Genomic DNA, 12,796 nt, shown 5'->3' with positions numbered 1-12,796 from the left:
ATTAGATTAGATTGTATTTCATAATAGGCTTGAAATCTAGGAGGGACAGAACATATGAAATTGATACATGTGATGAGAGCGGAGGATTTACAGAAATGTTTTCAGATTCGCAAAGAAGTATTCGTTCATGAGCAAGGTGTTTCGGAGGAGCTAGAGTGGGACGATAAGGATAAGAATCAAGATTCCTGTCGACATATGATATTAATGAAGGATGATCTAGCAATCGGGACTGCTCGTTGGTATGGTTATGATCAGGACACTGCTAAGCTGCAGCGTGTAGCTGTATTGAAAGAATATCGCGGGATTGGCGCAGGAAAAAAACTCATCCTTGGAATGGAAGAGGACGCTTTACAATTAGGATTCACGCATTCTATGCTAGATGGACAATGTCAAGCAGAGGAATTCTATCGCAAGCTTGGGTATAAGGTTATCTCAGCAGAACCATTCTATGATGCTGGTATTTTACACGTTAGAATGAAGAAGAAACTATCTCAATAGTATGAATACATATTTTTTATGAGAAAACATAGTTCGTGCGCAACTCTTTGCTGTACGGAGAGTATAAATATGCGAATACAAACTATGTGATTGAGCGGAGGGAATTGCGCATGAAGGCTCGAAGGATAATAGCCCTAGCGCTAGTCATTTTCGTTGTTGGAGCGACCAGTGCTGCGGCAGGTACGCTTTGGGGTACGTACGGTGATTATGCGAAAGTTAAAGTTATTATTAATGGTGATGAAAAAGCTTCTCAAAGTTCGGATGTTCCAGCTATATCGATGGATGGCTCAACAATGCTGCCAGCCAAACTAGTCATCGATTCTTTTGGTGCATTAATGAGTTGGGATCAAGCTAATCAGACTTTAGAGCTGAATAAGCCTAATGTAAGTATAACAGTTGCCAAAGAGCTTGTTTTTTCGAAGAATGGTGAAGAAATTACTTCATTAAAATACCCTTTTGGTAAGGTCAATAAAGGGGATGTCAATGATTTTGGGGTTTTAGTACAGGTAGAGAACTTAAAAGCGAATTGGTCCCGTGTAGAGGTTGCTCTATATTCACCAAGCGGAGATAAAGTTGTCTCTTTTGAAACTGAGAAGAAGAAGGGTATGGATGATTCATTCTGGCAGCTTCCTGTTAATATGGAGAATATTGCCTTTAAAGAAAAAGGCTCTTATAAAGTAAAAGTATCATTCAAAACACCTAATATAGATAAGTATACAGTAGTAGCTGAAAAGCAGATCTTATCTAATTAAATGAACAATCTCGCATGCATTGTCACTGAATTGTGGTTTGACCTGTTCATGCTAAAATGATACGATACTGCTAAATAACTATACATTACGAAAAGAGGTACTAACATGAGCGATCATAACCACGATCACGTACATGGTCCTGACTGCGACCATGAGCATGAGGATGATATTTTTATTGTAACGGATGAAGAGGGTAAAGAGCATGAAATGGTCATGGTCTATACACTGGAGAGTCTAGAGAAGACTTATGCAGTTCTTCTTGATCGTAATGATCCAGAAGCTGATGGTGTTATCTTCCGAATTGAGGAAGAAGGCGACGATGCTTTCCTAGTGAATATCGAAGATGAAGAAGAGTGGAATCGTGTTGTTGCTCTATATGAGCAAGCTGTTGCAGACAGTGCAGACAACGATAACTAATCTTCTCGTAAATTAAACCCCTGTACCTTCCATTAAGGAAGGACAGGGGTTTTTTGGATACCTTTATTTACGTGGATTGAAGTACATGATACGACCATTAAATAATTGCAATTCCGCTTTAAGATGTTTAGCAAGGTATTTACATAATTCATTACTTTTGTTCTTATCCCCGTGCGTGTGCCCATCAGGAAGTACGACTTGTACGAAATGCTTCTCTTCTTCGCCTACTTGCTCCTTAGCTACGCCGAACACAATGGAGTCATAGTGGCGGTACTTCCCTTTCAGATAGAACCACTTGCCTTCACCCTCAGGCTTTGTTTCAATCGTATAGGGGAAGCTAACGTCATCATATTTCCAGCCTAGCTGCTGACCAGTAAGGGCTAACTGATCACGATAATATATCAGTTGTTCCTTTAATTCATCTAACGTTAATGATGGAACTGTGGATCCTTGAACAAACCGGATATAGGCGCTTTGACCCATAAAAGCACACCTGCCTGTGATTCAATTTAGAATATGTTTCCAATAATCATATTTTCATGATAGCATTGTTTGTACATATTTGACAATCTTCCTTTTTACTAGTCAATCGCCTGTGTTTCAACAATAACTTTAACGAGTTCACAGGAACGATCCTCTGGACCTTTGACAGGCAGCCCGACTTCGACATGGTCCACAATATAATTGATGTTCGATTGTGTGATAACTTCTCCAGGCAATAGAATTGGAATTCCCGGTGGGTAAACATATATAAATTCGGCAATGATGCGACCTGCAGATTGCTTGAACGGAATTACTTCTGTCTCCCCGTAGAAGGCATCACGAGGTGTTAAGGACAGCTGCGGGATGTCAGGGATCTCGATGACCAGTTCGTTGGGATTATTAACCTGATAGTAGGCTTCCGCTAGTTCTTTCATTGCTTTAAGTAATGTCTCGATATTCTCAAGTGTATCCCCTGATGTAATGAGGCATAGAATGTTATACATATCGCTGAGTTCAACTTCAATATTATAGTGATCACGAAGCCAGTTCTCGACGTCATATCCCGTTAATCCAAGGTGTCGCACATGGATTGTTATTTTGGATGGATCATAAGCATATGTCGCTTCTTCGCCAAGAATTTCTTCTCCAAAACAATAAAGACCAGAGATACGATTAATTTCAGTACGTGCATATTCAGCAAGCTCAAGTGCATGATCAGCCATTTGAATGCCACGAGTAGCGAGCTGCCTGCGTGATGTATCAAGTGAAGCTAGTAATATATAAGAGGTAGATGTAGTAGTCAGCATGCTCATAATTGTCTGTATTCGTTTAGTATTTATACGGTTACCTTGTACATTAAGTACTGAGCTTTGTGTCAGTGAGCCACCAAGCTTGTGTACACTCGTAGCTGCCATATCTGCACCCGCTTGCATAGCAGACATTGGTAATCGCTCATGAAAATGAATGAGTACACCATGTGCCTCGTCTACAAGCACTGGGATATCATACGAGTGAACAAGCTCAACGATTTCCTTGAGATTCGCACATATGCCATAATACGTTGGATTGATGACAAGTACTGCTTTGGCGTCTGGGTGTCTATTCAATGCTTTGCGAACCGAGCTCTTGGTAATCCCATGATCGATTCCTAAGTTACGGTCTCGAACAGGTGAGATGAATACAGGCTTCGCTCCTGCAAAAATAATCGCAGCCATAATCGACTTATGGACATTACGAGGTACAATAATTTTATCGCCTTCTGAACAGACAGACATAATCATGGTTATAATCGCACCACTTGTCCCTTGCACAGAGAAGAAGGTATGATCTGCCCCAAATGCATCTGCAGCAAGCTTCTGCGCTTCTTCAATTACTCCTGTTGGCTGATGTAAGTCATCTAGCGGTGCAATATTAATTAGATCGATTGATAAAGCGTTATCCCCAATGAATGCCTTAAATTCCGGATCCATTCCGACCCCTTTTTTGTGGCCTGGAATATGGAATTGCACCGGATTGTTCGCGGCGTGTTGTTGTAGTGCAGTAAATAGCGGAGTACGGTTGTGGTCCATCATCTCAACTTCCTTTCGCAAAGCATATACTCATAATGAAAAAAACAAACACATTGAGTATAGCATTATAGAGACATCTTTCAAGTTGTTTTTTTGAGAAACACTAAAATCAATAATATTTTAACCTCTTTTCTTAATAAAATTGTACGATTTATGACTTAGATCACATTTCATTTATTAAACGTCCTATGTTAACATGAAAAAAGACAAATTATAGCATTGTAGGAGGCCACTCAAATGAATAAGCAACTAGGAGTCATTGCATTGTTGCTCATGACTATATTTATTGGCTTTGGAATTATTATTCCAGTTATGCCACTTGCAGTTTTGGGTACAGGCACAGGTACAAGTAATCAGTATCACAATTTTATGTTATTGTCGGTTTATTCACTTTCATCGTTCCTAATGTCTCCTATCTGGGGTTCATTATCTGATCGAATCGGACGTAGACCGCTGATTTTGATCGGGTTGCTAGGTTATGCAGCTTCTTTCTTCTTGTTTGGTATTGGATTTGAACATTTATGGATGATGTATGTTTCAAGGATATTAGGCGGATTGTTCTCTGGAGCGGCTACTGCCTGTGCAGTTGCTTACGTGGCAGATATTACATCAGCTGAGAATCGTACCAAAGGTATGGGTATTGTAGGAATGTCAATCGGTCTTGGGTTTATTTTTGGACCGGCGATTGGCGGGATTCTAGGCGAAGTCAACCTACAGCTTCCTTTCTTTGCTTCGTCAATTCTAGCAGTTGTAACCTTCATATTTGCTTTTACTGTTCTCAAGGAATCTCTTCCAGTTGAGAAACGCCGAAGTGCTAGATCCGCTACAGATAAGAAGCCTTCACGCTGGGCTCCATTTAAAGGCTCACTTAAATATCTCTATGTACTGTCTTTCTTCGTGACGTTTACGCTCGCGGGACTAGAAGGTACATTGCAGTATTTTCAAATGGAAAGAATTGGTGCGACACCAGGGGATATTGGTAAGATGTTTTTAGTCAGCGGGATTGTTGGTGCATTAATTCAAGGTGGGGTCATTCGTAAGTATGTGAAGCCAGGGACGGAGCAACGCGTAATCGTAATTGGTCTGCTGCTATCAGCGCTAGGCTTTATCTTAATCCTATTCTCTTCAAGCGTATGGACAGCAGCAGTGTTCCTCGCTGTGTTCGGTGCAGGGAATGCGTTAATTAGACCTTGTGTGACATCCTTATTAACACAGAAAACAACTGTGGATCAAGGTGTGACGACAGGTCTGAATTCCTCGATGGATTCACTTGGAAGAATTCTAGGTCCACTCCTCGGTGGTGCACTATATGCATTAAATATTTCACTTCCTTACATTGCTGGCTCGATTCTATGTTTAGGAGCTATATTCCTTGTAGCAAGGTTTGTTATTGAAGATCGCAAAACGAACATTATTACAAGATCTGATTAAAGTAGATAGTTTCTACAAAAAAACCTGAAAACACCCTTATCCAATGTGAGTGCATGGAGAAGGGTGTTTCTTTATTTTCTAGAGGTAGTCGAGAGTCCATGCATAATAAAGTCGATTGTGATCCTAATCTCCTGTTCATCATCCCAGTCCTTATCAGGTAAGAGCAGATATCGTGAGAGGAGAAAACCAATGATTGTGGTGACACATAGCCGGATTACAGACATTGATGGCAGTTCAATAATCTGGCCTTTTTGCTGATAATGCTTGATGATCGTTGAAAATTGTTCTCCAATTTTGGAAGCAACATCATCTATGATTTGTGTTTTTAATTCATCATGAAATGGAATCTCATGAAGCATGATTTTAATAATGGGTAAGTTCTTTCGAACAAATTCCATCCGATTGAGGATAATTGACCGAAGAAAATCCTCGAAATTCTCGTAATTCGTATGGATTACCTGCTTCACGAAGTCTCGCATGAATAGAGGTGCAACCATTTTGGTCATGATGGGACCGACAATCGATAGTAATAAGTCCTTCTTTGTTTTGTAATGGCGAAAAATAGTGCCTTCTGCAACACCGGCTTTCTGAGCAATTTCACTTGTAGATGAGGCTGAATAGCCTTTGGTAGAAAAAATTTCAACAGCTGCTTCAAGTATTTTAATTTGCTTATCCGTCATTTTCTGATCACTGTCACCAAGGTTCTTGAGTTCATCCATCCATTGTAATTCAGATTTATTATCGACCACTTATACACAACCCCTTAAAGCTCTAATATTAATTAAATGGTAATTATATTTTGCGATGTTTGCGTAAAGCTAATAGGTTTAACAACATGAATAAGATAGAGAAGCCTGCAAGAATAAGAGCATCAAGCCAGATATCCCCCCAGCCTTTGCCACGGATCATAATATCACGCAGTGCATCAGCACCATACCTAAGAGGTGTAATCATTCCGATCGAGCGTAGGAAGCTTGACATTGTTTCTAAGTTAAATAAGCCTGAGAAGAAGATTTGAGGTACGACAACAATTGGAATGAATTGAATCATTTGAAACTCATTGCTGGCAAATGTTGAAATGAGTGTGCCAAGCGTTAGCGCTGTCATAGCTAATAATGTTGTGATGAGCAACAAGTACCAGAAGGAGCCGACCATTTGAATATCTAATATTTGAGTCGCGAACCATGTAACTAGGACAGATTGCAGGACTGTAAATATGCCAAATCCACATATATAGCCTAAAACAATTTCGTAATGCTTAAGTGGGGAAGCCATTAGACGCTCTAAAGTGCCGCCACTTCTTTCCCTCAAGAAGGATATACCAGCAATGATAAAAACAAAGAAAAATATGAAGAAGCCGATTAATACGGGTCCAAAATTATCAAATGATGCCATGTCAGCGGAACCGTGTAAGTATAAGGTAGTTACTTGTAAAGCTTGAGCCGTATTGGGACGATTCTGATCAAAGACTTGCCTAAGTAATAATAATACCGATTGACTTACAGCCGGGTCACTGCCTTCTAGTTGAACAACAGCAGATTCAGCATTTAAATTAACAATTGCATCAATTTCATAATCATTCAGTTTAAGCGCAGCCTCTGTTTCACTAAGATGGCTTACTTTAGCGCCTTTCGTTTCAAGTGCTTGAACAAAGGAGTCAGGGGCATTAATTACTGCGATTCTTGGCTCATACGTGTCTCCGTTGAATACAAGCGACAAGAGCCATAAGATTAGAATAGGCGCTAGCAACATTAAGGCAAGAGTTCGTTTATCATGCCAGAATTGCTGGGCAATTCTTACGATGATTGCTTTAATTCTCATCCTTCAGCACCTCCATAATGAATGAATACTCCTTCAAGCGATTCTGTATTCGCCTGCTCCTTCAGCATTTCAGGTGTTCCTGTAGCTATAAGATGACCGTTTCTAATCATGCCGAGTCGATGACATTTCTCAGCTTCATCCATGACATGGGTGGTGATCAGGATTGTTGTACCTTGTTTACATAACTCTTCAAGCTTGTTCCATATGGATTGTCGTAGAAGAGGGTCAATACCAACGGTCGGTTCATCTAGAATGAGTACACTTGGTTCATGAAGCAGTGCAATGGCAAGTGATAGACGCCGCTTCATGCCTCCAGAATACTGATTTACTTGCTTGCGCAAATGGGGTGTAAGATCGACTAGCTCCATGACCTCTAGAATTCGTTGCTTTCTTCTAGCTCCTTTAAGTCCGAATAAAGAAGCGAAGAACACAAGATTTTCTTCTGCTGTTAGTTCATTGTAGAGTGCATCCGACTGTGCCATATAGCCAATGTCTGATAAGACGGAGAGCTTAGGCATCCGTATGCCTTGTACGTATACGTTTCCAGAACTGGCTTGATCAATTCCAGCGATCAGCTTGACTATTGTTGTCTTACCTGAGCCTGAAGGACCTAGAAGACCAAATATTTGAGCTTTTGGAACGGTAAAGGAGATATCGTACAATACTTGGTTTTTTTTAAAAATGCGATTAACACCTTGCAGTTGGATACGATCACTTGTCGTCATGCAGTTCCCTTCCTTCGTAAGGATTGAATAATGCTTCCTTTTACTATAAATGATATGTTGATGAAATAATAGTGAGTACTCACTCATTTAAGTAAATTATTAATTTCATTAGGATCAAATGGACACTCACCCATGCAGTTTATGCCTAATTAACATATAGTATCACGAACAAACACCTATACAGGAGTGATGCAAATATGCACATGTCAGAGGCATATGCTTTATGTAGACAATGTATGGATCATAACGTTCGTGTTGGAACAGTCTATGGTCATGAAATTGATGGCGTCATCGTGAATGTTGATAATGCTAACGTCTACATTAGAGTGCCGAGCAGAGCAGTTTATGGTGATGTCTATGTGAATAGCTACGGGGAACCTTATTTGGATGAAAGTGGGGATAATCGATCTTTTTATGGGAATCCTCATAGCAATCAGGATGTTATTCTTACCTTATCTTTATTCTTATTGCTTACGATTGTTTTATTGTAGAACTAGACAAGGGGCTATCCCATTAGTCATTCATGACTTTTGGGTTAGCCCCTTGTTACTTCATCCATCTAATAATGCGGCAATTACGAGTTACTAGTTAGCCTTATATTTATGGTCAATCATTCGTTCGATCATCGGAGTTAGGTCTTCTTTAATGGACCGAATTAATTGGTCTTTGGAAATTCCTTTCTCAGCCGCGAGTTCGCTAATGGATTTACCACTCTTCAGTTTACTGCGGAACTCATCAACGGTAAGGCCAAGCTGTTTAGCAAGCTTGTCTTCAGAAGGATTTAGCATTCTTTGATGATCATGTTGCATGATTCCCTTCTTATTCATCATATTATCGATGAAGGAATTCATATGTTTCTTCATCATATCAGCTTTATCAGAGCTTAACTTGCCTGATTTGACAGCTTGATCAATTCTGGCACTTTGCTTGGAGAGAAGTGCAGTTTTGAGCTTCTGCTCACTCACATTCTTACTCTTGGCAACATCGACAAGGCTTTTACCTGATTGCAACTCCTTCTGTAGTGTCTGCTTATCCATGTTGAGTACGCTAGCCGCCTCATCATAAATCGAATTTGTTCTGTGTTCTCTCATGGCATGTGGATTTGTTGCCTCATTAGATAACACGTAAGAATTGTCGTCCATCGCATACACTGTTGGTTGCGTTGCGTACATGATGCCAGAACTTAGTACGAACGAAAGTGTGATTGTTGAGACAATCCTTTTAGCTTTATTTGGCATGGTTTAAATCCTTTCCTTAAACAAAATTGTTTTTTACCTTTCCTAGTCTTGACAAAATAGCTTAATTTTACTTAAATTTCACATTAATTTGATATAAATTTCGACAAGAAGCAACGGTTTCACCGTCTTTAAAAGACGGATGCGTTTCTTAAGGTGATACTTAGAATTTGTGATCTGAAAGTTATAAATTCTGTATCACTAAAAAACTAGCGACTAATTATCGCTAGTTGAGTGTATTGCTATTATGTTGTGAGTAAAATGATGCAAGTAAATTACATATTTGCAAGTTTATATAATGGCATAAGAGTGGTGAAGGTTTCTTTAACCATTTGTACGAATTTCTCCCCGTCAGCTAACAAGGGATCATTAGGAGCAAAGTGGCGACCAACAAGCAGCTCCGCCTTCTTAACATCACGGAATCTTACCATTATATTATGCCATCCTTGTTCATCTAAGTTAGCAATAGCTGTAGCTTGTTTCTGCATATGGTCAGTAGAAATGACATAGTTTGCAGGTATAGTTTCTATCACTTCATCGAGATTATTAAGCATTGTACTTGCGATTACCTGCTTATTGGGTGCTTCATAGATCAAAGCGAACCAGATGAAAAGATGGTCATCAAACAGACCTACCTGAAAATGGGGATGCTGCTTATAACCTCGTTTGTTATGACAAATGGCCATCCATGTATCTTTGGGAGCATTCGTTTTACGACGAGCATGCTTGGCAATATGAACGAACATTTCTTCCCCAGCAAGCATTGCTACATCATCACATAGCTCTTCTCCAAGTGCTTGAAATTTGGGCTGAATTCTTGAACGTATAGCTTCCATTCGTGGTTCAAGACCATCGATTGAGAAGGTATCAAAATCGGATTGTGTAAAACCTGTAAAACTCATATGAGCACGTCCTTTGAGATGAAATCACGATTATTTGATATTGCAATGTTTTAAGTAAAAAATGGCGATTTGTGTACGATCACGTAAATTTAACTTGGATAAAATCTCAGTTATATAGTTTTTGATCGTACCTTCACTTAAATATAATTTAACAGCTATTTCTTTATTGGACAAACCATCGGAAATTTCTACCACAATAGTTTGCTCTGTCTTGGATAAACCGTAGGTTTCAAGTGATTCTTGTTTAGGTACTTGAACTTCCATCGGTTGAATAAATGAAGTTAATTTCTTAGCGATATCGGGGTGTATCAGCAAAGATCCATTATGCACGGTTTTAATACCATCAATAATTTGATCAGGTGGGATATTCTTGAGCAAATAACCACTAGCACCATATCTAAGTGCATCGATAATATATTCGTCATCATCAAACGTAGTCAGAATAAGTACCTTGATGAGCGGATTAATGGTCTTAATCAGCCTCGTACCCTCAACACCATCACATTCTGGCATCCGAATATCCATTAATACGATCTCAACTGGATGTTGCTGAATGAATGCAGTCGCTTCATTACCATTCATACATGTTCCAACAACGGTTATGTCTGGGTCTAACCCGATAATTAGCTTAAGACTTTCCCGAATGTAAGGATCGTCATCCACAATTAGTATGTGTATCATTGCTTAATATCCCCTCTGTTGCCCAGATGGCAAGGTGGTAGTTACGGTAAAGGGGAATTCTGGGTTAATGTGAAGTTTACCCCCGACAAGTTGCACTCGTTCCTCCATACCGCTTACTCCGAGTCCTTTATTGTTTATATGAGCTGGTAGTAGTCCATCATTTGAAATATGCATAATAATTTCATCTGCTTGATAGATCACGCGAACCGTGATCTCCTTGGCTTCTCCATGACGAACTGCATTGGTGATCGCTTCCTGAGCATTCCGGAATAAGATGATTTCAATGCTTGGATATGGGGCATATGGCAATCCTTCAACTTGATATTCGATCGTTAAACGTCCGTCGTTACGAACATCATCAACAAGCTTCTCCAACGAATAGGAGCGGAGTATCTGGACACCTGGATTTAATTTTCTAACAGTAGCTCGAAGCATTTCCATACTGTCTGACAGCTGCGCTCGAACACTTTCGATCATTTCCATCCCTTTCTCTGGTTGAATAGGCAGAATTCGAACTGCTGCATCCATCATTAGTTTTAATCTTATCAGTTTATGGCCTAGTTCATCATGAATTTCTCGTGAAATTCGATTGCGTTCCTCAAGCTGTGCTGCATTTTCTACTTTCTTGGCAAAGTCAACTAACTGCTTTTGGGTCTCATCGAGCTCATAGTGCTTCCGTCTTAATTGATCGTTCAGATGCTCTGTATTAAGTTTGGCACTAATCAAAGATTGGATGTAATAGAGTAGGATGCAAATGATTATATAGGCTAGATTAGCTCCCATTAGGAGTAAGGTGATAGAATGCGAACTCTCTAGCATCACAACATTTAAACCTACTAAACCTAGTATATAGGAACTGATACGATGCACGAGGGGACGAAGGTTATAATTGGCAAATAGAATCGAATAAAATGCACAATAAAGAAAGCCCTCATAAGTGATAGCGATCCATGTTAGATAACCAATTTCAATGCCGATCACTAGAATAGAAGTATTTAAGAAGCTGATATTTCTTCGCAATTCCAAAAGGCAAAGCAAGAGTAGAATGTGAAAAATATACCATCCAATAGGTTGAAAATTTTCAAGATACATAGAGGCAATTGCAGGAATTATAATTAAAGCATAACGGATATTGAAGAACACGCTATTCAGACAAATGCGCCCCCTAGGTATTTATAAACAACCAAATTATAACATAGATTTGTAAACTCTTCGCACATTGTTAACTACAACAGGTGACTAAAGTCATATGAAGTTTATGACCTAATCCACCTGTTAATTCAACCTACTAGATTTACAATATAATTATCAGAGTAATTAGAAAAGGAAGAAGGCTGAAATGATGAGCTTCATACAAATTAAAGATGTTGTGAAGAAATATAACGATAAGGTTACTGTTGACCATTTGAATTTGTCGGTCGAAAGAGGAGAAATTTTTGGATTACTCGGTCCGAATGGAGCGGGTAAAAGTACGACAATCAAGATGCTAACTGGTTTACTTGCTCCTGATCATGGTGAGATGAGTGTGAATGCCTTATCGGTTCAACATAAGACGCTTGAAGTTAAGAGGCAAATCGGTCTTGTTCCCCAAGATTTAGCCATTTACGAGAATTTAAGTGCAAAAGAAAATGTAGCGTTTTTTGCAAGATTGTATGGTCTTCGCGGAAAAGAATTGCAAAATCGGGTAGAGTCATCCTTGGAATTTGTTGGATTAGCGGATAAGGCCAAGGATCAGCCGAAGTCTTTCTCTGGCGGCATGAAGAGACGTCTGAATATTGCCTGTGCAATTACACATCAACCTAAGCTAATCATCATGGATGAACCAACGGTTGGCATTGATCCCCAGTCGCGTAATCACATCCTTGATTCGGTAAAAGAGCTTAATCGCTTAGGCTCAACAATCATTTATACAAGTCATTATATGGAAGAGATTTCAGCCATCTGCTCACGCGTGGGCATTATGGATCAGGGGAGATTAATTGCTTGCGGTACGCATGAAGAGCTTCGTAATCAACTCTCGCAAGAGGAGAAGCTAGTCCTTCAAGTATCTGGTGAGAAGAGTGGAGCCGTGCAAGAGCTTAAGCAATATGCACCTATTAAGCAAGTCACAACGAGTGAATCAACGATTGAAATTTATCTCCATAAAGGAGGGGTTGATTTGCAAGATATTTTGTTTATTTTATCGAAGAATCATGTGGCTATTCATTCTTTGACCCGGGTTGAGCCTGATTTAGAATTTCTATTCTTAACGTTAACAGGACGTAATTTGAGAGATTAGGAGAA

At 39.5% G+C, this 12,796-nt stretch carries 15 protein-coding genes; 6 read left to right on the top strand and 9 right to left on the bottom strand.

Annotated elements, in window-relative coordinates; genetic code table 11:
• Positions 1-54 precede the first annotated feature (54 nt).
• The 3 genes from AC1DOK_RS17280 to AC1DOK_RS17270 all read left to right on the top strand — a co-directional run bounded on the left by AC1DOK_RS17280 (position 55) and on the right by AC1DOK_RS17270 (position 1,667).
• Positions 55-498 carry a GNAT family N-acetyltransferase gene (locus AC1DOK_RS17280; protein WP_477555548.1) on the top strand — a complete coding sequence of 148 codons (444 nt, stop codon included), beginning with the start codon at positions 55-57 and terminating at the stop codon, positions 496-498.
• Positions 499-608: 110 nt separating this feature from the next.
• Positions 609-1,250: a stalk domain-containing protein gene (locus tag AC1DOK_RS17275; RefSeq protein WP_477555547.1), complete on the top strand. Its 642-nt coding sequence runs from the start codon at positions 609-611 to the stop codon at positions 1,248-1,250.
• A gap of 105 nt (positions 1,251-1,355) precedes the next feature.
• The gene (locus tag AC1DOK_RS17270; RefSeq protein WP_477555546.1) at positions 1,356-1,667 is read left to right on the top strand and encodes a DUF1292 domain-containing protein; all 312 of its coding nucleotides are present in this window, start codon (positions 1,356-1,358) and stop codon (positions 1,665-1,667) included.
• A gap of 63 nt (positions 1,668-1,730) precedes the next feature.
• On the opposite strand, the gene AC1DOK_RS17265 is transcribed toward AC1DOK_RS17270, so the two are convergent.
• On the bottom strand, positions 1,731-2,150 hold the full coding sequence (locus AC1DOK_RS17265) for a DUF1885 family protein (RefSeq protein ID WP_477555545.1): 420 nt from the start codon (positions 2,148-2,150) through the stop codon (positions 1,731-1,733).
• A gap of 98 nt (positions 2,151-2,248) precedes the next feature.
• Positions 2,249-3,718, bottom strand: a complete 1,470-nt coding sequence (locus tag AC1DOK_RS17260; RefSeq protein ID WP_477555544.1) for an aminotransferase class I/II-fold pyridoxal phosphate-dependent enzyme — start codon at positions 3,716-3,718, stop codon at positions 2,249-2,251.
• A gap of 237 nt (positions 3,719-3,955) precedes the next feature.
• On the opposite strand from AC1DOK_RS17260, the gene AC1DOK_RS17255 reads away from it, so the two are divergent.
• Positions 3,956-5,149, top strand: a complete 1,194-nt coding sequence (locus tag AC1DOK_RS17255; RefSeq protein ID WP_477555543.1) for an MFS transporter — start codon at positions 3,956-3,958, stop codon at positions 5,147-5,149.
• 71 nt (positions 5,150-5,220) lie between these two features.
• On the opposite strand, the gene AC1DOK_RS17250 is transcribed toward AC1DOK_RS17255, so the two are convergent.
• From AC1DOK_RS17250 to AC1DOK_RS17240, 3 genes are all read right to left on the bottom strand, one after another.
• Positions 5,221-5,868, bottom strand: coding sequence for a TetR/AcrR family transcriptional regulator (locus tag AC1DOK_RS17250; RefSeq protein ID WP_477555613.1), 648 nt, complete (start codon positions 5,866-5,868; stop codon positions 5,221-5,223).
• Between the two features lie 73 nt (positions 5,869-5,941).
• Positions 5,942-6,970, bottom strand: a complete 1,029-nt coding sequence (locus AC1DOK_RS17245; protein ID WP_477555542.1) for an ABC transporter permease — start codon at positions 6,968-6,970, stop codon at positions 5,942-5,944.
• Positions 6,967-7,695 carry an ABC transporter ATP-binding protein gene (locus AC1DOK_RS17240; protein WP_477555541.1) on the bottom strand — a complete coding sequence of 243 codons (729 nt, stop codon included), beginning with the start codon at positions 7,693-7,695 and terminating at the stop codon, positions 6,967-6,969. Before AC1DOK_RS17240 ends, AC1DOK_RS17245 begins: the two co-directional genes overlap by 4 nt.
• Positions 7,696-7,931: 236 nt before the next feature.
• Between AC1DOK_RS17240 and AC1DOK_RS17235 the strand changes: the two genes are divergently transcribed.
• A complete protein-coding gene (locus AC1DOK_RS17235; protein WP_477555540.1) occupies positions 7,932-8,186 on the top strand; it encodes a hypothetical protein in 255 nt (84 codons plus the stop codon).
• A 93-nt stretch (positions 8,187-8,279) separates the two neighbouring features.
• Here the strand turns inward: AC1DOK_RS17235 and AC1DOK_RS17230 are convergent, their stop codons facing one another.
• The 4 genes from AC1DOK_RS17230 to AC1DOK_RS17215 all read right to left on the bottom strand — a co-directional run bounded on the left by AC1DOK_RS17230 (position 8,280) and on the right by AC1DOK_RS17215 (position 11,539).
• Complete coding sequence (locus AC1DOK_RS17230) at positions 8,280-8,933, bottom strand: hypothetical protein (RefSeq protein ID WP_477555539.1); 654 nt, start codon at positions 8,931-8,933, stop codon at positions 8,280-8,282.
• A 272-nt stretch (positions 8,934-9,205) separates the two neighbouring features.
• Positions 9,206-9,832: a YktB family protein gene (locus tag AC1DOK_RS17225; protein ID WP_477555538.1), complete on the bottom strand. Its 627-nt coding sequence runs from the start codon at positions 9,830-9,832 to the stop codon at positions 9,206-9,208.
• 30 nt (positions 9,833-9,862) lie between these two features.
• Positions 9,863-10,513 carry a response regulator transcription factor gene (locus tag AC1DOK_RS17220; RefSeq protein WP_477555537.1) on the bottom strand — a complete coding sequence of 217 codons (651 nt, stop codon included), beginning with the start codon at positions 10,511-10,513 and terminating at the stop codon, positions 9,863-9,865.
• A gap of 3 nt (positions 10,514-10,516) precedes the next feature.
• A complete protein-coding gene (locus AC1DOK_RS17215; protein WP_477555536.1) occupies positions 10,517-11,539 on the bottom strand; it encodes a sensor histidine kinase in 1,023 nt (340 codons plus the stop codon).
• Between the two features lie 316 nt (positions 11,540-11,855).
• On the opposite strand from AC1DOK_RS17215, the gene AC1DOK_RS17210 reads away from it, so the two are divergent.
• The gene (locus AC1DOK_RS17210) at positions 11,856-12,791 is read left to right on the top strand and encodes an ABC transporter ATP-binding protein (RefSeq protein ID WP_477555535.1); all 936 of its coding nucleotides are present in this window, start codon (positions 11,856-11,858) and stop codon (positions 12,789-12,791) included.
• Positions 12,792-12,796: the final 5 nt, after the last annotated feature.

The organism is Paenibacillus sp. P5_B5 (genome assembly GCF_056400365.1).
The sequence above is the reverse complement of the archived record's forward strand: the minus strand, read 5'-3'. Positions and strand labels throughout refer to the sequence as shown.